We start from the raw sequence: 26233 nt of genomic DNA, 5'->3' as shown, positions 1-26233 counted from the left end.
GCGGACCTCACAGCACATGGGGAATGACCTCGTCGTCCGGGGTGGCCCGGTAGGTGTCGGGCTCGCTCAGGTACGCCACGACGTGCCGGAAGAAGTAGCGCGGCCGACCGCTCCGGAATCTCCGCCACAGGAAGAACAGCACGGCACTGCACAGCAGCGCCAGCAAGAACTGCAGCCGCAGCACGCCCACGGCCACCGCCACAATCCGCGCCAGCCGGCTGCAGACGATGAACCCGCCGGCCAGGATGAAGATGTCCTCCGGCTCCACGCCCATCAGGTGCAGCGGCTGGTCGATCTGCCGGTAGATGCGGTGGGTAGAGACGGTCATGCCACTACCGCCCCGCGATGAACGAGATGATCGTCTCCGACCCAAAGAGCAGCGCGGCACCGACCGCCACGTAGATCACCCAGCGGGCCGCGTGCGCCCCGCCCAGCGCCACGCTGATGGCCGCCGCCGCCAGGGCCACGATGGAGACCGCCAAGCCGAGCGGGCCGGTGAGCGTCGTCCGGATGGCCTCCACCAGCCGGGTGAGCGGTGAGAGGATGTCGCTGGTCTGGGCGAACGCCGGGAGCGCACTGCCGGCAATCATCCACGCGGTGAGGATGAGCACTCGAATCCTGCGCATCACAATCCTCCTTCGGTCAGGTGCGAACTGAGGGCCTGAAGATCACGCGGGCACACGAGCTAGCGGCCGCTGCCTGCCTGCAGCACGAGGATGGTCAGCGCGGCGCCCGCAGGCATCTCGGCCACCTGAATGGGACGAGCGGCCTCCTGGGCGCGCGGCGCCAGCAGCTCCGCCAGCCGTGAACCCAGCAGCATCCAGAACGGCGGCACCTCGCCGGTTGTGATGGTGGCCCACCCGTTGGCGATCGTCACCTGTCGCTGCTGGAGGAGGGCCTGGACGTAGTCCGTGGTCGAACGCAGCGCCGCGCCCACCACCGCGGCTGCCGTGTTGCGGGCCACTGTCCTCACCTGTGCCTCCAGGCCCGGGCGGCGCGAGGTGGCGTCCAGCGCGACGGCGCGCACCGGCACCGACGTTTGCTCGCCGATTGCGGTGTGGAAGGTGATCTGGACCAGGCCGTCGGCCCCCAACACCGCCTCCCCCAGCCAGGTCAGGGCCGGAGAGTCGCTTGCCGCCAACACGGGCATCGCTCCGGCTCCGGGCACCAGCGCCAGAGCGGTGACCAGCCGGGCCGCGGCCAAATGGCCCGGGCGCAGCGCCGGCGTGGCTGGGGTTGAGGGCACCGTCCCGGTCGTAATCTGCCCGCCCCGGTCGTACACGACCGCACCCTGCGGTGGTGCGCCCGCAACCGGTGATGCAGAAGCCTGCTGCGCCTGGTAGACGACTAGAGTGCGTGAAGGCTCGGTGCGCTCAGGCGCCTCCTGGATGATGAGGCGTGGCGAACTGGAGGCCGGTTGCAGGTCAGCCGTGGGGGGGGCAGCCAGCCACGCCGGTATCGGCGGGGCGTCCGGGAATGAGGGTGGACCTGCGGGTCGCCGAACCGCCGCCCCCGGTGGTAGCGGCGGGATGCTGCCTGCCGGTCCCACTTGAGGGATGTGAGTCGCCGGCATCTCCGGCAGGGGCGAGGAGGGAGGAGCCATCGCTGCCGGCACGGGGATACGTGGCCGTTCCGGCGCGGTGGGCATCGCTGGGACGGCCGGACGTGAGGGAGCAGGCGGGGCGGCCTGGCTAGACGCCGCGGGCACAGGAGGCTCCTGGGTCACCGGCGGCTGCCAGACGGCCTGGTTCACGGCGAACATGGCCGCCAGCAGCAGCGCCATGGCGCCGAACGCCGAGGCCAGGATGCGTCGTTTGTCCCAGATGACGTCCCCCGCGAACGTCTCCCGCTGCAGCCAGCCGAACAGCAGGCGCCGGATCAGGGCCTGCCTGTCCAGGCGCCGCTCGTGGCGCTCTGAGGGGAGCTCTACCGGCGACGCCGAGAGCGCCTCCAGGATGCCCCGGCGCAGGTCGGGGTGCTCAGTGGCCAGGCGCTGCATCAGCATGCGGAACTCCTCGGAGGTCGGCGGCGGCAGCGGCCCGCCCAGGGCCTCCTCGATCTCCCGCCGCATTCGGTCATCCATGGACCAACCCATAGTCGTCCCTCCATGCGCCTGGCCGGCGGATCTTCCACAAGATGGGGACATTCTGGTGTGACGCTTCCAGTAGGAGAATGCCGATGGAGCAGCCGGATTGGGACACGGCTACCTGGCAGCTACTGGCCGATCTCGAGGTCGATGCCGTCCTCGCGCTCAGCCAGGTGCGGCGGCGCTATGTGCCGACGGCGAGGGAAAAGGAGATAGACCTGTGGTTGAGAGTATTGCGGCGGCGAGGAGCCATCAACCTTCGCAGAGTCTGGGTGCCGCGCACGGCCAGAGCCAGGCTGGCAGAGGAGATCGTGGTGATCGAGCCTCCAGGTGCGTCGATCCGACAGGAGGAGATGGCGCATCGGCTCGGGCTGGCGGAGATGCGATGGCGCCTGCGCGACGGACTGCGCCGGTGGGAGGTGGTCGCCCAGGCTTGGCCGGAGAAGCGCACCCACGGAGAGCGCCCGGATGCGATGGCTGAGGATGCGGCGGGTCTTATCGCCGTGGAGTACGACCACGGCGCCTACGGCGCGGCAGATGTTGTGCGGAAGCAGCGCGCCTTTGCGGCACTGACTCCTCGGCAGGTGTGGGGTACGAGTTCGGAGCCTCGACGGCGATGGTTACACCGACATCTGCGGGGCCAGAACATCATGGTCGTGGTGTGGTGATTTCTCTCCCTACCGCTTCGGCTTCGCGAGCCCAGAATCTAGAATCTACGTGCTAGGGGGAGCTGGGACAGGGCGCGCGTGTGCGGGATCAGCCGGCGCCCCGGCCTTCTGGTAGACTTCTACGTGGATCCCCAGATCGCGTGGAGGTAGAACAATGAGCATCGGACTCGCTGTTACCCTTCGACCGAATGCGGTCGTCATCGAGCACCTGGAGATCACCCGCCGGGAGGTCATCGAGTACCTCGGCGCGTTCCCGGAGGAGTCGCGCCCCGACGCCCTGCGGCGCGCGGTCGAGGTGGGCGTCTTCTGCCTGCAGCGAGCGACAACCGCCCAGGATGTGGACTTCGTCCGCCAGCAGATCCAGGCGCTGCTTCACGAAGTGCAGCAGGCCGCGGCTGGAATCGCGCCCGCCGTCGAAAGGCAGCTGGTCGGCAAGCTCGGCACCGGTCCCGGCGAGGTGCTCGCGCCCGTCATGCAGACCGTACAGGTCGCCAGCCAGACGATCCAGACGCGCCTCAACGAGGTCGATCGCAGCCTCGATCCGGCCAACCCCGATTCCAAGATCGCCAACGCCGTTGCGGACTTGAAACGGATGCTCGACCCGGCGAGGAAGGACTCCGTCCAGAGCGCCCTGCAGGACGCGGTCCGCACCGTCACCGCCGTAGACGGAGAACTCGCCAAGAGCGTCGGGTTGCTGGTCGGCGCCGCCGTAGGGCCCCTCGCCGAACGCGTGGACAAACTCGCCGCTCACCTCGGAATCAAGGAGGCGGTGAGAGCCGCGCTTGAGGACACCGCTGCCAAGGGACGGCCCTACGAGGAGGATGTGGTGGAGGCCCTCCGGGCCTGGGGAGCTCGCGGCGGCGCGCAGATCGACCACGTCGGCACCGACAATAAGGCCGGAGACGTTGTCCTGACGTTCCCCGCAGACGACCCCGGGGCCGACCCCCTGCGGGTTGTCGTGGAAGCCCGGGACCGGACGGACCCCCTCGGGCGCCAGCGGATTGCTGCCGACATCGATGCGGCCATGCAGTACCGCGGGGCAGGTGCCGGGGTGTACGTCTCGAAGACCCCAGCCGGCCTCGGCCTGGAGGTGGGCGACTGGTCCGAGGGGGCTGGCGCGCGAGGGCCCTACGTCGCCACGACGCACGAGCTCCTCGTTCTCGCTGTGCGGTGGGTGGTCTGCCTGCTGCGGCTGCGCGCGCGCCGCGCGGGAGCGGCCGCGATCGACGTCGCCGCGGTCGAACCTCAGCTGCGCAGGATCCAGACGGCGCTAGGAAGGATCACCACGATCCGTCGGCGCCTGACCGAGGGGCGCGGGCTGCTGGATGCGATCAACTCCGACGCCGAGCAGATGCGCAACGACATCAGGGATGCGCTCGACCAGATCGAGCAGGCCCTCAGCCTGCCTGCGACCCAGGCCGAGACAGGTCCGGAGGGCTCGCCCCAGGCCTAGCCGACGTTTGCGCGCGACGGACTCAGATCTCTTGATCTGACTGGAAGGAGATTCCGTGGCCAAGGCCGAGGCGAAGTTCGAGGCGCTCAAGCGGAAGATCCTGACGCTCGGCTTCGTCCGACCCGGAAGCCTCGTGCGCCGCTGGATGCCCTGCGGGAATCCCGCCTGCCGCCGCGCGGCCCAGCCGCCCCGCCTGCATGGACCCTAATACCAGTGGACCTACAAGGTCGCAGGTACGACCAGGACGTTACGCCTCTCGGAGGAGCAGGCGCGGCTATGCCAGATGTGGGTCCGCAACCACAAGCGCCTCAAGCGCCTGGTGCGTCAGATGGAGCGGCTCTCCCTCAAAAAGACCGACCGTGCCCTTGGCGCGATATCGCGTCCGTGAAGTGCGGAAGATCGGCGACGTCAGAGACGAATCATGAATTGCCGGTCATTACTGCATCGTAGGCCGCGCGGCTGACCTCCGCAATCAGCGCCGCCGCCTCGCCACCGATCAGGCCCTGACCGAGGGGCGTGTTGAACTCCTTTGTCAGGGCCGCGATGACGAGCAGGCCGTTCTTGGTGAACACGATCCCCACGTCGTGCCGCACCCCGGGAAGCTCGCCGGTCTTGTGGCCGACGGCGACGTCCGGGGGGAGGCGGAGGGGAATGCGGTCACGCACCTGCTGCCTGCGCAGGATGCCGAGGGCGAGGTCGCATGCCTCTGGTGTCAGGATACGCTTCCCCGCCAACAGCTCCAGGAGGCGCGCCATATCAGCCGGGGTGGTGAAGTTGTCCAGGCCCCGCTTACGCGCCTCCATGTCCATCATCTTGCGCTGCAAGGTCGTCTCTTTGAGGCCAAGCGCGGCCATGGTCTTGTTGACCGCCGTCATCCCGACGCGCTCTATGCACAGGTTGGCCGCGGTGTTGTCGCTGCTGATAATCATCAAGGTGAGCAGGTCGAGGAGGGTCAATTCCTGCACGCTCTCCAGGTCCTTGAGGATGCCGAACCCGCCCACCTTGTCCTCGGCCCTGACGGGCAGGCGCTCGTCGAGACGGAGCGCGTCCGACTGCGCCTGCCGCAGGGCTTCAACCAGAACCGGCACCTTGATAACGCTGGCGGCGGGGAACCTTTCTTCCGGTGACCACTCAAGGACCAGGCCGGTCCCCAGATCCTTGATGACGAGGCCCACCCGACCGGGCGCGCCCTCGATCAGGTCTTTGATGGCGCTCCGTGCCGCATCCAGTCCGCTCATACCAGCGCTCTCCTCAGTACGCACACGATACGGTCGCGACACACTTACGCTGCGCTCACGTCAAGATCAAGAAGAGGATAAGGAACAGGATGCAGTTGACGCCCATGATGGCCCACCCGTTGTACATCTGCATCCTGAGGTCCTTTGATCGGGCAAGCCCCATTTGGCCGATCATGTCGGCATTGGGGAATGGGCCGAACCAGTCGATCTGCGAGCTGGCCAGCAGCACGGCCACCCAGGCAAGGGCGGGAATAGCCAGCTGCTGCACTGTGGGCCCGAAGACCTCGTTCATAAGCACCACCTGCGCCACTGCGGCGCCGGACACGCCGAGCCAGCCGATCAGTGTGGCCACGACGACGAACCCGTAGGATCCGACCACCTCCAGCAGCGGCTTCACGGCCTCCAGGAGGGCATCGTAGGCCTTCGTCTTCCCCACGAGCACGACCAGCGGGTTGAACAGCCAGAACAGGAAGAACAGCCAAATCAACCGGGAGGCACCTGTGTAGATGGCCTGAAGGACCTCTACTAGACTGCGCCGTGCCGCCAGCCCTGTTGTAAAGGAGGTCACTAGCATGGCTAGGATCGCGTAGGAGTACCCAGCTTTGATGGTGATGCCGTAGATCACCATGATGAGAATCGTGAGGGTAAACGCCCATGTGCCCCAGCGGGCCTCCGGGCCCAACACGCGGTCCTCTCTCACGAGATCCGACTCGTCGTACGTGTAGACGCCCTCGGTCCGCCGCTGGATCCACCGGACCATGAAGAACCCGGTGATCCACGTCACGATGGCCATCGGCAGGCCGACCGCGAGCAGATACGGAACGTAGGCGACCTTGGCGGTCGCTGTCAGCGTTACGACCGGCGGTGTGAAGGGGCCGATGAAGAGCCCTGGCGCACCAGCCGCGTGAAGCATTGCAGCCAGCGCCGGCGGCGTGAACCCCAGAGCGGCCACAATGGGAATCACGATGGGCGCCAGTATGGCGTTTGCCCCTGCCAGGGTCCCCAACGCACCCACCAGGATGGTCGAGGTGAGCATCACCCCGATCTGGACCTGCGTGCGGGTCTTCACTCCGATCCGGTGCATGATCGTTCGTACCATATGCTCCGCCACCCCGGTCTCCCGCGTGACCTGACCGAGGCCACCCCCCAGCATGATGATCATTCCGACGACCGTTATGAACGCTCCGAGCGACTCCGCCATGAGGCCGGCCAGGGCCTTAGGGGCCGTTCCGGTCATGATGATGGCAGTCACCAGGGAACCCAGTGTGGCGAGGACCACATCCACGCCCAGCAGGACCAGCACTGCGTACAGGATGATGGGAACAAGCCCCCACAGCGTGGGAGGCTTGATGGCAGTGTAGATGTACAGGGCTAGCAGGAGGGCTGCGACGAACAGTACGATACTCCAGGACTGCTGTGCCCTACGCATGTGTTCACGCTCCCTCTTCACAGCCACATGGAGACGGGCCTACAAGGTCGTTCCTCCTCACTCACCTCCCAGAGCACCACGCCAGCAGGTGTCCCGAGGGTAGTTGATATCCTGGGAGCAACCCCCGGCGCTCATTACGCCACCCGCACCTCCTTCCTCTGCATGACAGCGGTCTTGAGCGCGATGCGCAACTGTGGCAACGCCCGATAGCGGGCGTGTCCCAGGGCCAGTTGAAATGTGAGAGCAGCCCCAGCCATCACTACGCCACCATCACCTCCTTCCCCTGCGTAATCCTCTGCTTCAATGCCACCCGTAGTTACGGTAACGCACGGTAGCCGCGCAGACGACTTAGTCGGGGTTCGATCTCCAACAGCGTGGTCGGTAGCCGCCGTTGTTTGCGGTCACTCGTGGTTCAGCGATCGACTTTGCCCACCCGCTGCTCCACCACGGCCAGGATAGACTCGAGCCCGTTGGTCGTGTTCAGGCTCACCCCCAGGCGATCGGCGAGGCCCACCCGATGGAGCGTGCGGGTCTCCTCGAGCCCTTCGGCCAGACTGCGGGCTGCGTCTTCATTGCGGGGCCGCAGGTCCTGGTGCAGGCGCTGCAGCTCCGCGTGGGCCGCGGCGTACGTCGGCAGCCGGTAGGCCCACTGCAACTTGGCCCGCCACAGCGGCTGCAGGGGCTGGGGCAGATAGGCCACGACGTTCTCGCGCTTGTGCCAGGTGCCCCGTTGGACGAGGGCCTGCTCCCCGAAGACCTCGTGGACGGCCCGCTGCAGCCCCTTGCCGCCACCGATCACTACCAGCAGGCCCTCGGGGATCTGCAGAATCCAGGTCGACCTGGTCCTGAGAATCCTGCAACATGCCCCCGAGCAGTTCGCAATCGGGCCTCACTGTTGTGAGGTCGCAACCCCGCACTTGTGAGACGGGTGCCGATGCCGTACGACGGGACGATCATCCCCGAGGCGCCCGACCGCCTGTGGGGCACGGACACCACAATGGCCTACACCCGGGACGACGGCTGGGTGGGGGCGTTCGTGGCGATCGTTCACCATACCACCGAGGCCTGGACGACGGTGGCGAAGCGCGGCGATCGCTTTGCGGCCACCGAGCCGATCTACGATGCGGTGCGTCAACGGTTCGGGAAGGTCGCCCCCGACGTCGCCCGAGGGATCGCCCTGGGGCACGACTGGGGGCCGCAGTACACCTCAAGCCACTTCCAGGGCGCGCTGCGCTGGCTGGGGATCGAGGCGTCCCCGGCGTTCGCTGGGGAGCCCCCCTGCAACGGGTGTGCCGAGAGGTTCATCCGGACGCTTAAGGAGCAGTGCCTGTGGGCCCAGACGTACGTTGATCTCGACGACCTGCGCACGGCGGTCCAGGCCTTCGTCGAGCACTACAACACCCAGTGGCTCATCGAACGGCATGGGCACAAGACGCCGCGGGAGGCCTACGCGATCGCCACGCAGGTGGTGGCAGCATGATCAACGAAACCAAAACAGCATCTAGGTCCCCAATTTCATAAATACTGACGTATCTGCTTCCCGGACTCCGGCCCGAACCTGGTCCCAACGCCACGCACCTCTTCGAAGAACCCGGGGCCCTGGAAGCGGTCGCGCGGCTGGCGGCCGGGTGGTTCACCAGGTTCCTGGCCCCAGAGGCCTGAAGCGGGCGGTGAGTGCTCATCGTTCATGGCCTGCAGGCCGCTGTATGTCGAGTGGGACTCCCTCGTGAGCCGATCGCAAGATGGCCACGCCGGCCTCGGTCACCCGCAGGCCATCGACACCCGTAACCTCGGGGTCTCGGCGATCGCGTGCGCACTCCACGAAATGCCAGATACTCTTCATCACGAAGCCATCGATGCGTCCCGCCACCACGGGCGCGGCAAAGAGATCGGGGTAGGCGATCCCCTCGGGATGGGCGATGACCAGGCTCTCGTTGTGTGACGTATCAACATAGATGGCGCCCCGCTCGCCGATGATCTCGCTCTTGAAGTCCTTGATCGCGGGCCCGCCGGGCGGGAGAATCCAGCAGTTCTCCAGCGTCGCCCTCTGGCCGCCGGAGAACTCCAGGGTCGCCACCACGTAGTCGTCGGTATCGATGCCCTGTTCCTTCAGGACACCGCTGCCGGCCACGGCGGAGACGCGCTCGACCTCGGCCTCCAGCAGCCATCGCAGCAGATCGAGGCAGTGGCTGCCCAAGAACCAGACGACGCTCGATCCGCCGGACCACCGGAGCATCTCCGCGGGCACGGTAATGGCGTTGTGCAGCCGCATGTAGATGTACTTCACCTTGCCGATCTGGCCGGCTTTGATCGCGTCCCGCGCGGCGCAGAATGGCGGGTTCCACCGGTTGTGGAAGTCCACCATGAGCATGACGCCGTTGCTCCTCGCGGAGTCGATGATGGCCTGCGCATCCTCAACCGTGGTGGCGAGGGGTTTCTCCACGAGCAGGTGCTTCCCGGCCCGGGCGGCCGCCACCGCCACCTCGCGGTGTGACTGGTCCGGCGTGACCACCGAGACGGCGTCCACACCTGGATGCCGGAGCATCAACGCCACGTCGGTGTACACCGCGCCTCCGAACTGCGCGGCCAGGGCCTCTGCCCGGTCACGCTGGATGTCACAGATCGCCAGCAGCCTAGCGTCCGGATGCCCGGTATACGCCTGCGCGTGACGCCGCCCGAAAATCCCTGCACCGACAATGCCCACTCCAACGCTCATGGACCCCTGCCTCCGGTTATCCTTTGACTGCCCCGCCCGTCAGCCCGCCAACCAGATATCGCTGCACGAAGAGAAATGCGATGGCCGGGGGAAGCGCAAAGACGGCTGAGGCGGCCATGGTTTGCTGCCACTCGAGCACGTACCAGCCTGAGAGCGAGCTTAGGCCAACGGGCACCACCCACTTCCACTGGCTGTTGATGAACGTCTTGGCGAAGAAGAAGTCGTTCCACGCGAGCACGAAGGCGAACACGCCGGTCGCGGCCAGACCCGGCAGCGACAGCGGCAGCGTGATCCGCAGGAACGCGGTCAATTCGGTGCAGCCGTCGATCTTAGCCGACTCCTCGAGATCGCGAGGGATCGTGTCGAAGAATCCCCGCAGGATCCATACCGAGAGGGGAATCGCGAACGCCGTGTAGACCAGCACCAGCCCCGCGAGGCTGTCCAGCAGCCGCAGGGTGCGGAAGAGGAAGTACATCGGGATGACCAGCAACGTGGCCGGCAGCATCTGCGTGGCCAGGATCGCGATGGAGAACGATGTCAGCGCAGCGCTCCGAAACCGCGAGAGGACAAACGCCGTCGGCGCCGACACCGCGATGGACAGCATTGTCGAAGCCAGGGAAACCATGGTGGAGTTCAGCAGCCACGTCCCCAGCGGCTTCTGCGTGAAGATCTGAACGTAGCTCGTCGCCGACGGATGCGTGGGCAGGAACTTCGGGGGAAACGAGAACTGGCTTTCGCCTCGAAGCGACGAGATCAGCATCCAGTAGATCGGAAAGAGCAGCACCACGATCAGGACCAGCACCGCCAGATTGGCGGCGGCCATGCGGCCCTGCCGGTACGCGCGATACCCGCGGCGGCCCGTCATGTCGCGCTCTCCGCCGCCATGGTGAAGCGGTAGTAGAAGAGCGTGAACACCAGCGTCACCGCCAGCATGGCCACGCCGATGGCCGCCGCGCTGCCCATGCGGAAGAACTTGAAGCCCTCGAGATAGGTCAACACCGAGAGTGTCTCGGTGGCACGACTCGGCCCGCCGGCGGTCATGATGTAGATGAGGGCGACGCGCTTGAACGAGTAGAGGGTCAGCAGCAGGAAGACGACCGCCGAGATGGGCCGAAGCCCGGGCAGCGTGATGTGCCGGAACTCCTGAAACGACGTCGCGCCGTCCACCCGCGCCGCCTCATAGAGGTCCTGCGGAATGCCCTGGAGGCCGGCCAGGATCATCACCGCGGCGAGCGGGTAGTCTTTCCACGCGGTTACCGCCATGACCGCGTAGAGCGCCAGGTCCGGGGACAACAGCCAGCCGATCTTCGGCGGGAAGTACCCGGTCAGCGACAGCAGATAGTTCAGGACTCCCCACTGGAAGTCCAACATCCAGGCAAAGACGAGAACCGCGACAACCTCCGGAATCGCCCACGGCAGGAGCAGTAGCGTCCGCGCGATCGGCCGGGCGAAGATGGCCGCGTTGAGCAGGATGGCCACCAGGAAGCCGATGCCAAACGCCGTCACCACCGTGCCGGCGGTGTAGGCCAGCGTCACCTTGAACGCATGGCGGAAATCGTCGCGCATCACGAGGTTCGCGAAGTTCGACAGCCCCACATACCTGGGCGGCGGCCCCAGCAGCGGGATGTCGAACAGACTCATCCAGACGCCGTGAAGAATGGGATAGAACAACACGACGCCGATCAGAATCGCCGCCGGGGCAACCAGCCCGAAGGCCAGGCGTCGAGTGGATGCGGTCATGAGGTTCGCAGTAATACAACGAACCCCGGAACGGGCGCCGATCCCGGTACTTGCTCCGGGGCCGTCATGCTCTCGCTACTTCGGCAGCGTCGCCGCCCACCTTTCCAGCGCGGTCTGGCAGGCATCCATCGCAGGCTTCACCGCCTGCCGCCCGGCCAGTACCTGCGCCCAGTGATCTATAACGATCCGGCGGAACTCAGGGCCGTACTTCTCAAACCCCGACGGCGCGTAGCCGAAACCTGACTTCTGCTTCGCGGCAATCTCGTTCATCGTGTTGACCCACGGGTTGTCCTTGAGGAACTTCTCCGTGGGCTTCACCACGGTGCCGGGGATCTGGACAAGCTCCTCCAGCCAGCGGCGCTGCCACTTGTCGCGGTTGATGAACTCGATCCACTTCCAGGCCTCCTCCTTGTTCTTGGCGACCCGTGGGATGGTGTAGAAGGCGCCGCCCGTGATCGACCCCGCGTCACGGAGCGCAAACGGGACCGGACCGTATCCGATCGACGGGTAGAGCTGCGAGTTGCGGTCACGAATGTACGTCATCGTGTACGGACCGTCGACAATCATACCCAGCTGCCCTTCCCAGAACATCCGCCGGAACATGGAGACGGTGACACCCCGCGGCGCAAGATCGGCGTCGAGCAACCGCTTCAGCCACTCCAGCGACTCCACGATCTTGGGATCGTTGCAGTTCGGTTTCCCGTCCCTTGAGAAGTCGGATCCGTTCCCGATAACCCACTGCATCAGCGAGATGTACGCCTGGAGCACATCCGCCGGGTCGCTGGCAAACGCATACCCGAACAGCCCGGTCCTGGCCTTGATGGCCCGGGCGGCCTCGAACAACTCCGCAGGCGTCGTCGGGACCCGCGTCACACCTGCCGCCTCGAGCAGCTTCTTGTTGTACTGGAAACCGTGGGGAGAGGCCGTCAGTACCACCCCGTACACCTTGCCGTCCCGCACAGCCACCTTCTGCACGCCGATGAGCTTGTTCTTGAACGGTGCGTTGTCAAACCACCTGTTGAGCGGCTCCAGCAAACCCCGATCCATGAAGAACGGCACGTTGTTGGTGAAGAGCTTGAGAACGTCGGGGGCCTGACCGGACGCTAGGGTGATGATTATCTTGTCTTCCCACTCGCCGGCCGGAATGGTCGTCTTCTTGATCTTAACGTTGAAATTCTCACGTTCGAACTCGGCGATCGCGTCGTTGAAGTACTCGCCGACTCCCGGCTCAGACCACATCCAGCTCGGGAAGTCCAAGGTCACGGGGGTGGGCGCCGCCTTGGTCAGCGGCGCGACCAGGACAACCAGCAGTACGACGAGCCCCATCGCAAGGGTCCTGACGTGCCAACTTCGCATTGTCATCGCCTCCTAACCATCACCGGCAGTGCCGGTTGATCGCGCGTCGTCCTCATGCGTGTGCTGCGTGGCCTCACGCATAAGACAGCGTCACGTGGTGCTGACCTTCGATCGCCTGCTGGATCCCTTCCGCCACCTCCACGGCCCTCAGGCCGTCGTTCACGGAAACCAGCGGAGCGGTCCGTGCGGCGACGCAGCGCACGAAGTGCTCGATCTGTGAGCGCAGGCAGCCCGCGAGTTGCGCCGTCGGCAGTTCGGTGAAGTACTCGGTCAATAGATGCGTGTGACCCGTCTCGTCGCTGACCGTGACTGCGGGCAGGCTAAAGTCCACGCCGACTTCACCTTTCTTGCCGACCACCCGCACCCCGGTGCGCAGCGGCGAAGGCGTCGACGACGGCAGCGCCCACGAGTGCACCAGCGTCGCGGTCATGCCGTTGGTGAACTCGAGGATGGCGGTGACGGCTTCGGCCCCGCCTGCGCCGGAGCCCGGCGAGGGAGCATTGGGACAGGCCGCCTGGATGCGGAGCACTTCGGCGCCCGAAAACCACCGCAGCAGGTCGATATCGTGTACCATCAGGTGCATCCGCACGGACGACCGGCTGACGTAGCGGGTGGCGGATGCGCGGGTACTCTCGCGCCAAGCAACGGCATACAGGGGCGCGCCGATGCTGCCGGCCTGGAGACGCTGGTAGGCCGCAGCATAGTGGGGCTCGAACCGGAGCAGGTGCCCGACGGCCGCGATCCTGCCGGACGCCTCGGCCGCAGCGGCGATGCGGTGCGCTTCGGCGGACGATCTGGCCAGTGGCTTCTCGACGAGGAGGTCCTTCCGGGCGGCCAGAACCGCGCAGGCAATCTCCGCGTGCGTGTCTTCAGGCGTACACACGCAGATCGCATCCACGTCGGGCCGGGCGATGAGCGCGTCGGTTGAACAGCTTTCCGCACCCAACTGCGCGGCGAGGGTGTGCGCTTTGGAAACGTCGAGATCAGCGACGGCGACGACTTCGCAGGCAGGGAGCGCGGCGAGAATCCGCCCGTACCGTTCCCCCATCAGACCGAGGCCGATGACCCCTAGTCTTGCAGAATGGATCACTCCGTGGACAGTGTACACTCAAATTACCGGGATGTCCGGCGTATGTACTGGTCCGAGACTGTCAAGCCCTGGGTGGCACTTCCCCTGGCCTATGATGTACGTGTTCACCTCGCTAGCCTCCCTTGGTGATCATCGGCGTGTGCCCAGCCTCACACTGAAGGGGCCGGCTCGCTTGGCCCCCGCTCACCTCCAGCCTCCTCTCAGGCGGGCCGTCCGACGTCGCGCAACGTCCGGCGTAGCTGACTCCGTGCTCCGGAGGGCGCGGGCAGCCGCACCTCCAGCCAGCCTCCGGCTTCCTCACCACCGCTCGTGCGCTGCACGGTGCGCATCGCCTCGCGTACTTCGGGCTGAAACGATCGCCACCCACAGACCTCCAGGAGGGTGTCCAAAGGGTAGTTGATTTTCCGGGAGCAACCCCCAGCGCTCATTACGCTACCCTCACCTCCTTTCCCTGCATGACAGCGGTCTTGAGCGCGATGCGCAACTGTGGCAACGCCGGACACCTGCGCAGCCGACGCAGCCTGGGTTCGTTCTCCAACAAGGTCGTCGCCAGCCACCGCTGCTTCTGGTCACTCGTGGTCCAGCCCCAACCGATCGGCGAGGCCCAGCCGATGGAGGGTGAGGGTCTCCTCGAGCCCTTCGGCCAGGCTCCGGGCCGCGTCTTCGTTGGCCCGGGGCAACTCAGCGCATACAGGGCCCGCCGCAGCGTCTCTGTAGGCGCTGGGCTATCTGGCCCGAAGCGGATGAACTGGCATCGCAACCTCGCGCCTCATCAACGAGTACCGGCAGACCCCTTTGGATCTGGACTGACAAGTGACGAGGTCTCCACACAACCAACGAGGAGCCAGCCACCAGCCTCTGCAAACTCGAATTCTGAGGGGCTGAACACGCACAGCACCGCTCCCTCACGTATCAGCGCCGGGCGATGCCGCTTGAGGAGCGTGTGGATGTGACAGGTTGATGGCCTGGCGCCAAAGACCTGCACGGCCAGCGCCGGGCCTGAGATCCCGCGATACAGTCCTACCCCGCCACGCCAGCCCCCTATCCGCCGATACCCTTGTGCCACCAACTGCGCATGGCACCGCCGCCACAGCACCTGACGGAGGGCTTCCTGCGGGCGCGTGCGCCAGTTGGAATTGATACCCAGGTGTCGCTTGCCTCGGGGGCCTAGCGCATAGACCCGTCGGCCATTGTCATGGCCGACGATCTCGACGTACCCTGCCCGCACGATCTGCAGAAGGCGCATCCTCAGCGCCGACGCTGAGGGAAACCAGGGAAGCAGATCCTCGGCCGTGGCTGCTCCCTGATCCTTCAGATCGAGGAATATGCTGTGGTCTCGGGGCGTGAGCGAAAGGGACATCGCCAGAAAAGGTGGTGGGGGAAGCGAACCGGGGCGTCGAGTCTCCGCTCCCGGTGAGGAGCTGGACAGTGTCCAGCCCTCCGCTGGGAGTGGAGGTGGCGGCAGTAGATTTGCTGCTGCATCATGCTGCAGGTACGCCCTCGAACGCCACCGACGTCGCCTCCCCCGCTGGCAGTACCGGGGCGGCAACCGGCGGTATGACCTTCCGAGCTTTCAGGCGAGCAAGAAGCTGCTGCCTGAACTGCTCCACGGCCTGCGGCCTGAGCCAGGCCACCGTGCGACGAAGATCGGAAGCGTAGAGATCCGCCTCCTCGCTTCGCCTGCCTGTCAGCCGGAGGCAGCGCTGCGAGAACCGCTCACACGCCTCGATCTTGCGGTAGAGCCGGGCCACGAGTCCGGGCAGCCGGGCGAGGACCTCCCCGGCACACGCCGGGCAGTATCGATCCCCGACCACAGCCACCAGGCCCGCAGCCAGCATCCCGCATCGGGCGCAGAAGCCAGTCTCGCGCTGCCGTTCGACCGCCGGCCTCTCGCGCAGCCGCCGCTCCTCCAGACACGCCGTACAGAGGAGCGAGCGTCCGCGTCGCCAGCCGGTCGAGGCGTCGCCGCCGCATGCCCCGCAGACGAAGAGATGCCGGTCCTCCTCACTGCAGGTCGACAACAGCGGCTTCGCTCGGGCGGCCTCGGCCAGGGCCCACTCCACGCTGACGAGGTGGAAGCAGGTCCCCGCGCGCCGCCACAAGCCGCAGGTACAGGAGCGCCCGTTGCGTCTGGAGCCGGACACGTAGCGGGTCAGCACCACGCGCCGGCCGTCCGGTCCGCGACGGCGCAGCACCTCTGTCAGGACGATGCCACCGCGCGCGTCCGGGTGCAGCCGATAGTACAGGCCCGGCTGCGGCTCTTCAACGACAGGCCGCTCCTCGTCCGACGCCAACAGGCCGTACGCTTCCGACGAATCCGCGGACTTAGCAGACCCGTCCTCAACCTGTAGCCGGTCACCGTATGCACTTGTCACTTCCGCACTCCCCCTCCGCCACCACCTCCTTCACCCGGAAATGTCCTCGGCTCTCGCCGTCGGGACAGGCTACCTTGCACGTGATGCCCGTGACCTCCAGACGACTCGCCGCTTTGCCGCAGATCGTCCCGCGCCACCTCGCGCTTCAGGCCGAGCCATCGAGTGCGCCGTCCCGGCCGCGCGGCGACCGGCGAGACGGAATCCGAACGTCAGGGCGGGACAGCGGAGGTGGCGAGGGTCTGACCTTGCTCCTGCAAGCACTGCCGGGACGCCTGCGAACACAAGTCTGGATGGTTACTGCTTGGCGAGGTGAAGAAGGTGGCCGAGCATCCGAAGATAGATCTGAAAGTGCTTTTCGCCACGCACCTCATGGGTGACTTCTGGGAGGACTCCAAGGACTACGGCAAGACCGTCTTCGTTCTTTCCCCCGACCATTGAGGGGGGCTGTGATCAAAGCGAGGGCTTCAGCCGCCACGCGTGGCGTCAGGCCCAGGACACCAGCGACCGCACCGGCGGCCATCGAGCCTGGAGACATGACCATTCGCGAGCGGTTCGGGTCGGGTTTGAGCGCGAAGAAACGGCTCATCAAATGTCGCGAGTCATGATGGAAGATGCGCAGGGAAAAGTATTGCCTGTCTGGAACACGAAATCATGTTTCAAGAAAGCGGAATTGGGAATGGGTAACGAGAGCGGCGGGGCGAGATATCGTCTTGCGCCAAGACTGCGCCTCCTTCGGCACATCCGGAAGTGCGCACGATGCCGGCGTAATGCTCTGTGTCCAATATACGAAGCGCTTGTGGCAGAGGGGGAAGGGCTGCCGCTGCCGGGCAGGATCGTGCTCAATGAGCTGGAGTACAGGGCGCTGGCCGCCTACCTGGAGGGCAAGTCTTACGAGGAGATGGCAGGCAGTCTGGGCCGTAGCATGAAGGTGATTGACAACGCTCTCCAGCGCATCAGGCGCAAGTTCGAGCGGGTGCCCAGGCGGGGAGGCCGGCGCCCTTTGACCGCCTTTGTTGTGGAACACCTGCTCTGTTCCAACTGCGGGCTGGCACTCTTGCATATGGGAGACACGGAACTGCGCTGCCCGCGGTGCGGAATGGCGGGGTGAATCGCATGAGATGTTGCCTGGAGGTCGCGCTTCAGGGAAGGTACTTCCTCCGCGTTGCTGCGGTGGCTGTGCTTCAGGGCTGATGTTACCTGGCATCAAGCCAAGTAGCGGCACCTGCTGGGTCAGAGTGGAGGACGGGCCGTTCAGCAGGGGAACTCGCAAGAGCACAGCAGATGGAAAGCGTGTCGGATATGGACCTCCAAGGAGGGAACGGTTCCGCGAGAGGTAGGCTGAATGGTTACCCAGCAACACCCGGAGGCAGGACGCATGAAGACGCCGTTCGAACGATTCTTGGAGAAGGCCCTCAGGGAATTGAGCGCCACCTGGGAGTCGCAGCCCTCAAGGGGCGGCTCGTGGGCCATCGCACAAGGGACGCCAGGCAGTTCGCCATGTTCCTCCTAGGCTGGCCCCACCCGAAGCACGGGGTGACGAAGGATCGAATCTAGGGGGCGCCCGACATGGCGATCGGCGAATATCTAGTTGCAGTATGTGACGTGCTGGGGTTCTCCCATTTGGTCAGGACAAACCCGCTGGAAACGGTGTACGAGAACTACCTTGGGCTAAGGAGGCAGGTTCGATCCTTTCAGTGTATGGTCGGCTACAAGCCGCGAAGTGAACCCCTGCTCATCGTCGACGGCGCAGTATTCAGCGACACGGTCCTGCTCTGGGCGCCTGCCGAAGGCGCGATGGACGTGCTTCCGATGCTGCTCTGCTTCCTTGTTGGACAGAGCATCGGTTCCATGCCCCTCCGCGTCGGCGTCGCGTTCGGGAAGTGCGTGATAGATTCGCAGAACGACATCTTCATCGGTCAGCCGATTATCGACGCCCATCAGACGGAGACGCGCCAGCAATGGGTAGGCGGGGCCTACCATCATTCCTGTCAAACATTGCCCGGCTTCACGGAGTGGCTCTGCGACCACCGGGCTGCTGTGAAATACCCCGTCCCGGCGAAAGAGGGCGATCCGCTGGAGTACGCCCTTGACTGGACCTGGGCCGCCGAGGGGGATGTATTGGCCACGCTACGGAGGCAGGAGCAGGACGCACCACGAGACAAGGACAAGGAGAAATGGCAGAGGGCCAGGACGTTCTGTGAGATTCGCTTCCGAAGTGCGGACGCGACCTGACCATGTGCTCGCGAGCGCTCCACGAGCAATTCGACAGTTTGAGCTGGATTGATTTCCGCAAAGACGACAGAGCCGGATAGGTTCGGCCTCTAGCGGAAGTATCTCCAGGCAACGCACCAGTTGAGTCTATCAAGGTGTGTTGCCGGAGGACTCGAGCTCGATGTTTCAGGAGGGAAGCCTGTGACTGGCTCTACCCGCGGGTTCACAACGTCCACGCCGGAAGCACGCATTGTCTCCTCTCGAAAGATCGGGTGTAGTCGGAACCACAGCAGCGGTGCTGGAATTGAGCCCCTTTGAGGCGGGCTGCGCCGGCGGCGTGCTGGCTGGGGGTACCGAGGACTCCTGGGGCGGGGCAGCCGGAGGTGGGGGTGGCGGGGTCGGCTGCTGCGTAATCACCTGGACGATGTCAGCGGTGCGTTCAGCGCGGTTGACGACGATCTCCCACACCGTCCGGACGTCCCCCGCCCATACCAGGAGGTTGGTTCGCCCTGACGGGCGGAGAGCCTTCATGATCAGGTCCGTTTCCCGAACCGCCGTGGCCACGAGGGTGTCATCGCCGATGCCCACCGTACCGATCGGCCGGTCAAAGGCCAGCACAAGAGCGTAGTCGGGCACCAGCTTCAACACCACGCGCAGCGGGGGCTGCCTGACGACCACGGTGACGGTCGCCGGTGCTCCGGCAAGCGCCAGCGGTGCGAGCAGAATCAGGATCAACGTGAGTGCGGCCACAACCCTCATGGAATGCCTCCTCGCAGGTCTCTGGGAATGGCAGAGCAACCCTGACGCCATCGGTACGGCCTCTGCCGGGTCCCATCTCACCCCGATATGTCAACTTCCCCCTGCGCGTGGGACATCGCGCATCACTTCTTCCAGGGCCTCGGCCAGCGACACCGAGTTCGGGTCCAGCCTGTCGCGCTGCGCGATCCGACAGACCGCAGCCTGCAAATGCTCCCAGATCGCCCGCTCCGCCCGCTGTCGGCGCTTGCGCAGCGCCTCGTAGCTAACCCCCCGCTGCCGGGCCAGGACCGGCAGCCGCTCGCCCACGACGCGCGTCGCCAGCAGGATGGCGGCATCCTCGCCGTCCACCACGCCGATCCGCACCAGGGCCTGGAGGTAGGGCATGGCCTCGATCATCTCAATCGACACCTCGTCGTCCGCACGCCGGGCACGCGGCGTCTTTCGCTGGCCGTGGTGCGCGTGGAGCCAGCGAAGCGTGCGGCGCAGGGTGTCCAGGAGCAGGTTCTTGGCCACCCGGTGCGGGCGGCGGGCGAGGCTGTACGAGGCGGCTACCTCAAGCAAGGACACCGTGATCTGCGCCCACAGCTCGGCGTCCTCCAATCCCGGCCAGCGCCCGGCGTGCTGGTGGAACAGGTGGCTCAACCCTGGCTGGAGGGCGCCCAGCAACAAGAGCGCCGGCCGGTGAGGGTTCCCGTCCCGCTGATAGGCCTCCACGAACGCGCGTAGCAGCGCGTCCTTGGTCTGGTAGTCGCCGCCGGCGACGTCGCGGAGAAGAGTGACGGCTTCCTGCAGCGAGCAAAACCGCCTGAGGGCCTCACAGGAGCCCTTCAGCGAGTGGTGCAGCGCCCGGGCTTCGGACCCTGCAAGCCAGGTGGCAAACGCATCGTTGAGCGCTCGGCTCAGCTGTCGGCCATCCATGATGGACTCAGAAGACGATGAGGCGCGACTCCTGCTGCGACCGTTGGTGCGTCTCTACGCCAGACTGTCCTGGCGACCCGGGAGGTCTGGCCGTGGGCGCGTCTTCCACTCGAATCTCTCAGGCAGCACCGACCACACAGACCCCCACCGGCCTTGGTGCGTGCCCACCCTCTGCGCCTCACCGTCTCTTGCGGAGGCGCACCTGCCGGCGTCAGCCGGAGGGCTCTGTCAGCCCGCGCTCGATGGCGAACAGCACCGCCTGGGCGCGGTCGCGGGCAGGGAGCTTCGCGTAGATCCGGCTGATGTAGTTCTTGACCGTGCCCTCCGCCAGATAGAGGGCCTGAGCGATCTCCTGGTTCGACCGCCCCCGCGCCACCAGGCGGAGGATGTCTTCCTCGCGGGGCGTGAGGGGCTCGGCCAGCCGGGCCCCTTCGGTCGTGACCCCTGATCGCGCCATCTCGGCTACGCTCGCCTGCTCGGGCCGAGGACCCCCCTTGGCTAGATCACCCAGCACCCTGGCTGCGATGGCGGGAGGGATGAGGATGCCTTGGCTGTGGTGCACGGTCCGGATCGCCTTGATCAGCTCCTCGGACGGGAAGTCCTTCAGCAGGTATCCGACCGCTCCGGCCTTCAGCGCCTCGATGACGTAGACGTCATCATCAAAGGCCGAGAGCATGAGGACCTGCACCTGCGGGGCGATCTCGCTAATGCGCCGGGCGGCCTCGACCCCATCCATCTCCGGCATCCGCACGTCCATCAGTACTAGGTCGGGGTGCAAAGCCTGGACCTGCGCCACGGCCTCTGCGCCGGTGGCGGCCAGGCCCACCACGCGCAGGTCCGGCTGGGTCTCCAGGATGGTCTGCAGCCCCTCCCGCATCAGGGTATGGTCGTCGGCAATGAGGATGCGGATCGGCTCCGTGCGGACTGCACGCTCGCGCACCATTAGTAGCCCCTCGGATCTGGCTGTGGCGGCTGGGCGGACGAGGCCTCAGTCGTCTGCGCCGGCACGAACACGGTCACCTGGAACCCCTCCCTGGGCCGCCCGTCGAACCTGGCCCATCCGCCCAGGCTCTCGGCGCGCTCGGCGATGCCTGAGAGACCGACCCCAGGGCGGAACGCGTTGGTCCCCCTCCCATTATCGGTGACGCGCAACTCCACATCCTCACCGGCGTACTGGACGGTAGCCTCCACCCGCCGGGCCTGCCCGTGGCGGGCGGCGTTGGTGAGCGCCTCCTGCAGGGCGCGATAGAGCACCACCTCTGCTGCGGCAGGCAGGGGACGGGGTGAACCTTGGGTCTGCAGCGCCACCGTGATGCCGGTGCTGTCCTGAAACTCCTGCGCCAGCCGCCGCATCGCCGCCAGGCCGCCAGCGGCCTCCAGAGCCTCAGGCCGCAGGGCCTGGACTGTGCGCCGGACCTCCTCCATCCCCGCTCGGGCCTGCGCCTCAGCCTTGCCAAGGGCATCCGCTGCACGGTCCGGCTGCTCATGCATCAGGCGCCCGGCGGCATCCACCTGGACGATGATTCCCGTGAGGGCGTGGGCGACCGTATCGTGGACCTCCTGCGCCAGCCGAGCCCGCTCGCGTACGACGGCGAGCTGCTCCACCTGGGCGGCGTGGCGCTGCAACTCCCGGTGCGCCTCTTCCAGGCGCCGGTAGAGGGTCGCGATCTCGCGGCGGCCCCGGTCGTGCTCCGCCACCAGCAGGCTAAGGCCGGCAAAGGCCGCAAACCCGGGCGCGTAGCCCAAGAGCGGCCCGGCAACCGCCCAGAAGAACGGCGCCGGGGTCGCCAGCGCCAGGTTGACCCCCAGCAGGGCATAACACGCCGCGACTACAGGCATCGGCCGGGCAAACGCAAAGACCGCCTCGGCCACCGTGATGAAGTACAGGATGGCAAACAGCCCCCGGGCCTGGACGAGCACCCCGATCGCAAAGATCAGGACCACTTCCGCGGCAACCAGCCCCTGGGCGACGGTCCGGCTCCGGAGGCCGCGGCCCAGCACGACACCGATCAGCGCGAGCGCCAGGAGGAGACCCATCACCAGGGGCAGCCGGCCAGGGGGAAGCGGAGGCCAACCCGTAGCATATGAGATCATCAGGAAGAGATAGAACCCATACCGTGCGAACGAGAAGAGACGCAGCACGCCGCCTGACATCAGATCGCCACCTCCTGCATCGCCTGCCCCACCCGTGATGAGGCGGGCTCGGCGGAAGACTTCGACACGCGGTCTCCCATCCCGGCGCCTGCGGCCGGCTGTGGGATGGAACATCTCCACAGGGTCGAGGTTCGCCAGGCGGGCCAGATCGATAAGGAATCCTTCAAACACCGCTCCTGTCGGCCTCCGTCGTGTCTGTCTGACGCTCTCAACCTAGCGCCGCAGGGCGTCCCTGTCGTCTCACCCCAGTCACATCTTTGCGGGGCGGGGATATGACTGGGGTCATATCCTGCCGGCCGTGTAATCCATCGCCCGTCTTCCATTGAGGAGCGGCACCGCGGAATGTCCCCATCGGACCCGTCGCGGGCATTCCTCTTTGAGCGAGTACAACCGCAGGGTGTCTACGTGCGCTGCTGCTCGACGAGCACACGGCCACCTGACTGTCCCGAGGTTCCGTATGGCGAGCGGGGTGGCGGAGGGCGACCATTCGCCCCTGACCGGGACCAACATCGAGTGCCCTACGGGTAACCTGATCGCCGCCGGATACGTCCTCGGCTCATTCACCGGGACCAGGTAGGTTCGAACTTGCACCGGAAGAAACGGGTGATCTTCGATGAGGATGCTGCTCGCGCAGGAAGCCGCACAGATGTTGCGCCTGCCCAAGGCCCGGATCTACGAACTGGTCCGCCAGGGGAGGCTCCCGGCCGTCCGCGTCGGTCGTTTGGTGAGGATTCACGAAGAGGAGCTGCGCGTTTGGATCGCCCGGGGGGGGGCAGGCCGACCCCGGAGCCCGAGGAGGTAACTGCCGCCGACCAATTTGCCGAGAAAGGAAGCTGCTGATTCCTCGAGTCGGCTGGATGTCCTCATGGTCGCCAAGCTCCTGACGGCAGATGAAGTCGCTGAGTTACTGGGCTTGAGGGTGCGTACGATCTACCGCCTCTGCCAGATTCGGCGGCTACCCCATCTACGTCTCAATGAACGATGTCTGAGATTCGAGCCTGAGGCCGTTCAGAAATGGCTTGAAAACCATCGGAAGGGATATTGGACGATCAGAAACTCGAGCGGGCGTCTGCACAAGACGAGCTCCGTACACAGTTCCTGAATACTGCCAATCCTACATAGTTGGAGGATATCCGGTGCCGACTGTCCGCACTAACGCTTCGCGGTCAGGAATTGACCGGTACGCCTGCTCGAGATTCCGAACCCTGGCTTCAATCGCTATATGGGTGTAGCGTTCAGTGGTGCTAAGCAGCTTGTGTCCGGCCAATCTCTGCACTCGGGCCGGTGGCACTCCGTTTTCCATCTGCTCGGTGATGTACGTGTGGCGTAGGTCGTGGAGCGTGAGTTCAGGCGCAACCTTCTTCAAGATTCGCTTGAACGCCCGCGTGATGGTGCTTGGAAGGAATGCGCGACCGTGCTCCGAGAACACGAGTCGGCTCGTTCTTGGCATTGTCCGAAGTTCTTCCATCACCCATTTCGGCAGCGGCACAGCCCGGGCATCACGCTCCTTCGGCCGCCATGTGTCTTGATCGAACTCGTCTATCCTGGACAGCTCATGCTCTTCCAGCTTCACTTCCTGAATCAGGACGCGATCTTCCAAGACGTGAACCCAAGGCAGCAACCGAGCCTCATCTCGCCTTAGGCCGCCAAACCGATAGAGCAGGTACATCCACCAGAGCTGACCAGCGAGGAGTCCGCGGTCTTCCCATATGAGACGCATGACCGCTTCATCCTCTTCAGGCGTTAAGGCCCGCGGAAGCCGCGCCATCTTCGCGGAATCCAGTTTCCCAACCCTGCGTGCGGGATTGCGGCCGTCCTCAAACGCCCCGTCAAGCAACTGCCAGAGAATGTTCAACTCGATATTCACGGTCCTGTTTGACACTCCGGCCCTCTTGCGCTCGGCCTTCCAATCCTCAGTATCCTCCGTCGTGACAACCTCCGGGGTAATCCCACGCCTGGTGAGATGGTCGACGAGCTGCCGGGCCCTGCGCATGTTCTCGCGGTGCGTGTTCGGCCGGCAGTGTGTCGCCGAGTACTTCTCGTACTTTTGCACGAGCTTCTCCCACGTCAGATCCGGCGGGCGTCCAAGGAACTGCTCCGCCTCGGCGGCGGTCAGCAGCCCAATCGCATGGAACATCCGCACATCTGTTTGATCCAGGATGGCGCGCTGAGACCGCGCTTCCAGCTTTTCGGCATCCCGAAGCAGCACCACCGCAGCGCTCCTCGTCTTGACATCCTTGGTCTTGGTCAGGACGCGTCCGGATGGAAACCAGAGACGGTAGGCAAGGCGGTAGAACATGCGGGCCGGGTAGCGATACTCCCTGCCGTTCACCCGCACCATGCGGGGCTGCTGGTGGATGGTCCACAGACTCGCCATATCGGAACCGGATGGTAGCACCTCTTGCAACGTCTTTTCAACGTCACTAGAGGGCGGAAAACGGCAGTGTTGGCCACAAGTGGCCACTGGAGAGAAGCAAGCATGAAAACGCCGGAAGCCTGACCAGAAGCGGGTTTGAGCCCCAAATGCAGGGTAGAGGAGGTGGTGCCCCCAGCGGGATTCGAACCCGCGTTACCGGCTTGAAAGGCCGACGTCCTGGGCCCGGCTAGACGATGGGGGCTGACCGGCTTTCAGCAGTATAGCACGCGGGCGCTATGTCCCGGCGAACCGCTCCAGGAACCCGGCCACCGACCGCTCGAACAGCCGCATCCCTTCAACCGTAGCGTACTCGTTGGGGCTGTGCGCGCGGCCGCCGTGACCCAGCCCACCCATCACGAACGGCATTCCCAAGACATCGGAGAACAGATACATCGGCGCGCTGCCGGCAATGCGCGGCCAGGTGTAGGGCGCGACACCCTGGTCCCGCATCGCTCCATCCAGAGCCTGCACCACCGGACTGAGCCAGGGGGTCTGGGCCCAGGGATAGGCCTGCCACAGGTCAATCTCGATGTCCTCATAGCCCAGGCCATCCAGATGATCGCGCAGCCGCTTGAGCGTGCTGCCGATCTCCATGCGCGGGACCAGGCGGACGTCCACGCGCGCCCGGGCCTCGTGGGGTAGCACCGTCTTGGATCCCGGGCCAACCCAGCCGGAGACCATACCGTCAATGTTGAGCGTGGGAAGCGACAGATAGTTGCGCAACAGTGTCTCGCCGTGGCCCTCGAGCTTGAACCGCCGCACGTCGTTCTGCGATAAGATCTCCCGCTCGTCGAAGACCTCTGTAAGCCGCTCCAGAAGACGCTCTTCGTCCGGGCTCAGCGGGATCACGTCGTCATAGAAGCCCTCGACCAGGATCTGCTCATCGCGTCCCATCATCGAGGCCAGCGCCTGCAGCAACCTCCAGGTGGGGCTGCCTATCCAGACGGCGTTGCTTCCGTGGATCATGCGTGACTGCGGCCCGCCCCACTCACCGCCGCGGCAGACGAGTTCCAGGAACGCGATGCCCTTCACCCCCAGGTACATCGCGGGTATCCCTCGAGCGTCCTGCCCGTAGAACGCGAAGTAGGCGGCATCGGCGCGCAGCCGATCGCAGTGCGACTCCACGAACGCGCGGAGGTTCCGGCTGCCCAGCTCCTCCTCGCCCTCGACCATGAAGACGACGTTGACCGGCGGGCTTTGGCCCAGCGCGCGGTAGGAACGCAGCACGTTGAGAAAGCCGACCATAGGGCCTTTCGAGTTGAAGACGCCGCGCGCCACCATCGAGGGCCCGCACCCCGGAAGATCCACCACCTCGCCCGCAAACGGCGGCACGGTCCACGCCTCGCCCTCAACCGGCTGCACGTCGTACATGCCGTAGAAGAGAAGCGTGCGGGGCGCGCCGACCTCCAGGCGGCCGGCAACAACGGGGTGTCCCGCGGTGGGCACGATCTCGGCCTGTCCGCCGACCTCCCGGATCGTCTCCGCTACCAGATCGGCCATCGCGGCGATGCCGGTGCCGTCGGCGCTGATGCTGGGCTGCCGGATGAACGTACGCGTGCGCTCGAGGTGCTCCTGCTGGTGGGCATCGAGATACGCCATGATGTCGGTCGCTGCCACAGTTCGA

26 protein-coding genes, 1 tRNA gene and 2 pseudogenes are annotated in these 26233 nt (G+C 65.6%); 8 read left to right on the top strand and 21 right to left on the bottom strand.

Features of this window, described 5'->3' with window-relative positions; all coding sequences use genetic code 11:
- Nucleotides 1–7: 7 nt before the first annotated feature.
- The 3 genes from RDU83_00220 to RDU83_00210 are packed head-to-tail and all read right to left on the bottom strand — an operon-like array spanning nt 8 to nt 2095.
- Nucleotides 8–328 carry a type IV conjugative transfer system protein TraL gene (locus RDU83_00220; GenBank protein MDQ7839435.1) on the bottom strand — a complete coding sequence of 107 codons (321 nt, stop codon included), beginning with the start codon at nt 326–328 and terminating at the stop codon, nt 8–10.
- A 4-nt stretch (nt 329–332) separates the two neighbouring features.
- The gene (locus RDU83_00215) at nt 333–626 is read right to left on the bottom strand and encodes a TrbC/VirB2 family protein (GenBank protein MDQ7839434.1); all 294 of its coding nucleotides are present in this window, start codon (nt 624–626) and stop codon (nt 333–335) included.
- A 59-nt stretch (nt 627–685) separates the two neighbouring features.
- Nucleotides 686–2095, bottom strand: coding sequence for a hypothetical protein (locus tag RDU83_00210; protein MDQ7839433.1), 1410 nt, complete (start codon nt 2093–2095; stop codon nt 686–688).
- A gap of 83 nt (nt 2096–2178) precedes the next feature.
- On the opposite strand from RDU83_00210, the gene RDU83_00205 reads away from it, so the two are divergent.
- The 3 genes and pseudogenes from RDU83_00205 to RDU83_00195 all read left to right on the top strand — a co-directional run bounded on the left by RDU83_00205 (nt 2179) and on the right by RDU83_00195 (nt 4595).
- Nucleotides 2179–2754 (top strand): hypothetical protein, encoded by a 576-nt coding sequence (locus tag RDU83_00205; GenBank protein MDQ7839432.1) that lies wholly within the window; start codon nt 2179–2181, stop codon nt 2752–2754.
- A 154-nt stretch (nt 2755–2908) separates the two neighbouring features.
- A complete protein-coding gene (locus RDU83_00200) occupies nt 2909–4207 on the top strand; it encodes a hypothetical protein (GenBank protein ID MDQ7839431.1) in 1299 nt (432 codons plus the stop codon).
- Between the two features lie 55 nt (nt 4208–4262).
- Nucleotides 4263–4595: pseudogene (locus RDU83_00195) on the top strand (hypothetical protein).
- A 31-nt stretch (nt 4596–4626) separates the two neighbouring features.
- Here the strand turns inward: RDU83_00195 and RDU83_00190 are convergent.
- The 4 genes from RDU83_00190 to RDU83_00175 form a co-directional block, all read right to left on the bottom strand.
- Entirely contained in the window at nt 4627–5445 is an 819-nt protein-coding gene (locus RDU83_00190) for a serine hydrolase (GenBank protein ID MDQ7839430.1), read from the bottom strand.
- 55 nt (nt 5446–5500) lie between these two features.
- The gene (locus tag RDU83_00185; GenBank protein MDQ7839429.1) at nt 5501–6895 is read right to left on the bottom strand and encodes a Na+/H+ antiporter NhaC family protein; all 1395 of its coding nucleotides are present in this window, start codon (nt 6893–6895) and stop codon (nt 5501–5503) included.
- A gap of 113 nt (nt 6896–7008) precedes the next feature.
- Nucleotides 7009–7131 (bottom strand): hypothetical protein, encoded by a 123-nt coding sequence (locus RDU83_00180; GenBank protein ID MDQ7839428.1) that lies wholly within the window; start codon nt 7129–7131, stop codon nt 7009–7011.
- 155 nt (nt 7132–7286) lie between these two features.
- Nucleotides 7287–7673: a transposase gene (locus RDU83_00175; protein ID MDQ7839427.1), complete on the bottom strand. Its 387-nt coding sequence runs from the start codon at nt 7671–7673 to the stop codon at nt 7287–7289.
- 135 nt (nt 7674–7808) lie between these two features.
- On the opposite strand from RDU83_00175, the gene RDU83_00170 reads away from it, so the two are divergent.
- Nucleotides 7809–8354, top strand: a complete 546-nt coding sequence (locus tag RDU83_00170; GenBank protein MDQ7839426.1) for an integrase core domain-containing protein — start codon at nt 7809–7811, stop codon at nt 8352–8354.
- Between the two features lie 83 nt (nt 8355–8437).
- Nucleotides 8438–8536, top strand: a pseudogene (locus RDU83_00165) (alpha/beta hydrolase).
- Between the two features lie 16 nt (nt 8537–8552).
- Here the strand turns inward: RDU83_00165 and RDU83_00160 are convergent.
- The 7 genes from RDU83_00160 to RDU83_00130 form a co-directional block, all read right to left on the bottom strand.
- A complete protein-coding gene (locus RDU83_00160; GenBank protein MDQ7839425.1) occupies nt 8553–9590 on the bottom strand; it encodes a Gfo/Idh/MocA family oxidoreductase in 1038 nt (345 codons plus the stop codon).
- A 16-nt stretch (nt 9591–9606) separates the two neighbouring features.
- Nucleotides 9607–10455 carry a carbohydrate ABC transporter permease gene (locus tag RDU83_00155; protein ID MDQ7839424.1) on the bottom strand — a complete coding sequence of 283 codons (849 nt, stop codon included), beginning with the start codon at nt 10453–10455 and terminating at the stop codon, nt 9607–9609.
- Nucleotides 10452–11330: a sugar ABC transporter permease gene (locus tag RDU83_00150; protein ID MDQ7839423.1), complete on the bottom strand. Its 879-nt coding sequence runs from the start codon at nt 11328–11330 to the stop codon at nt 10452–10454. The genes RDU83_00155 and RDU83_00150 overlap by 4 nt, the downstream gene beginning before the upstream one ends.
- 75 nt (nt 11331–11405) lie before the next feature.
- Nucleotides 11406–12686, bottom strand: a complete 1281-nt coding sequence (locus tag RDU83_00145) for a sugar ABC transporter substrate-binding protein (GenBank protein ID MDQ7839422.1) — start codon at nt 12684–12686, stop codon at nt 11406–11408.
- Nucleotides 12687–12759: 73 nt separating this feature from the next.
- The gene (locus RDU83_00140) at nt 12760–13776 is read right to left on the bottom strand and encodes a Gfo/Idh/MocA family oxidoreductase (GenBank protein ID MDQ7839421.1); all 1017 of its coding nucleotides are present in this window, start codon (nt 13774–13776) and stop codon (nt 12760–12762) included.
- A gap of 200 nt (nt 13777–13976) precedes the next feature.
- Entirely contained in the window at nt 13977–14204 is a 228-nt protein-coding gene (locus RDU83_00135; GenBank protein MDQ7839420.1) for a hypothetical protein, read from the bottom strand.
- A 1053-nt stretch (nt 14205–15257) separates the two neighbouring features.
- Entirely contained in the window at nt 15258–16151 is an 894-nt protein-coding gene (locus tag RDU83_00130) for a hypothetical protein (GenBank protein MDQ7839419.1), read from the bottom strand.
- A 796-nt stretch (nt 16152–16947) separates the two neighbouring features.
- Between RDU83_00130 and RDU83_00125 the strand changes: the two genes are divergently transcribed.
- Nucleotides 16948–17259: a hypothetical protein gene (locus RDU83_00125; protein ID MDQ7839418.1), complete on the top strand. Its 312-nt coding sequence runs from the start codon at nt 16948–16950 to the stop codon at nt 17257–17259.
- A gap of 458 nt (nt 17260–17717) precedes the next feature.
- Nucleotides 17718–18383, top strand: coding sequence for a hypothetical protein (locus RDU83_00120; GenBank protein ID MDQ7839417.1), 666 nt, complete (start codon nt 17718–17720; stop codon nt 18381–18383).
- A 165-nt stretch (nt 18384–18548) separates the two neighbouring features.
- On the opposite strand, the gene RDU83_00115 is transcribed toward RDU83_00120, so the two are convergent.
- The 4 genes from RDU83_00115 to RDU83_00100 all read right to left on the bottom strand — a co-directional run bounded on the left by RDU83_00115 (nt 18549) and on the right by RDU83_00100 (nt 22364).
- Nucleotides 18549–19121 carry a hypothetical protein gene (locus RDU83_00115; protein MDQ7839416.1) on the bottom strand — a complete coding sequence of 191 codons (573 nt, stop codon included), beginning with the start codon at nt 19119–19121 and terminating at the stop codon, nt 18549–18551.
- Nucleotides 19122–19211: 90 nt separating this feature from the next.
- Nucleotides 19212–20039 carry a hypothetical protein gene (locus RDU83_00110; GenBank protein MDQ7839415.1) on the bottom strand — a complete coding sequence of 276 codons (828 nt, stop codon included), beginning with the start codon at nt 20037–20039 and terminating at the stop codon, nt 19212–19214.
- Nucleotides 20040–20250: 211 nt separating this feature from the next.
- Nucleotides 20251–20982: a response regulator transcription factor gene (locus RDU83_00105; protein ID MDQ7839414.1), complete on the bottom strand. Its 732-nt coding sequence runs from the start codon at nt 20980–20982 to the stop codon at nt 20251–20253.
- A complete protein-coding gene (locus RDU83_00100; GenBank protein ID MDQ7839413.1) occupies nt 20982–22364 on the bottom strand; it encodes a sensor histidine kinase in 1383 nt (460 codons plus the stop codon). Before RDU83_00100 ends, RDU83_00105 begins: the two co-directional genes overlap by 1 nt.
- 442 nt (nt 22365–22806) lie before the next feature.
- On the opposite strand from RDU83_00100, the gene RDU83_00095 reads away from it, so the two are divergent.
- The gene (locus RDU83_00095; protein ID MDQ7839412.1) at nt 22807–22995 is read left to right on the top strand and encodes a helix-turn-helix domain-containing protein; all 189 of its coding nucleotides are present in this window, start codon (nt 22807–22809) and stop codon (nt 22993–22995) included.
- Between the two features lie 312 nt (nt 22996–23307).
- Here the strand turns inward: RDU83_00095 and RDU83_00090 are convergent, their stop codons facing one another.
- From RDU83_00090 to RDU83_00080, 3 genes are all read right to left on the bottom strand, one after another.
- The gene (locus RDU83_00090; protein MDQ7839411.1) at nt 23308–24405 is read right to left on the bottom strand and encodes a tyrosine-type recombinase/integrase; all 1098 of its coding nucleotides are present in this window, start codon (nt 24403–24405) and stop codon (nt 23308–23310) included.
- Between the two features lie 328 nt (nt 24406–24733).
- Nucleotides 24734–24811, bottom strand: a tRNA-Glu gene (locus tag RDU83_00085).
- Nucleotides 24812–24843: 32 nt separating this feature from the next.
- Nucleotides 24844–26226: a M20/M25/M40 family metallo-hydrolase gene (locus tag RDU83_00080; protein ID MDQ7839410.1), complete on the bottom strand. Its 1383-nt coding sequence runs from the start codon at nt 26224–26226 to the stop codon at nt 24844–24846.
- Nucleotides 26227–26233: the final 7 nt, after the last annotated feature.

The organism is bacterium (assembly GCA_031082185.1).
Lineage (GTDB): Bacteria > Sysuimicrobiota > Sysuimicrobiia > Sysuimicrobiales > Humicultoraceae > VGFA01.
The sequence above is the reverse complement of the archived record's forward strand: the minus strand, read 5'-3'. Positions and strand labels throughout refer to the sequence as shown.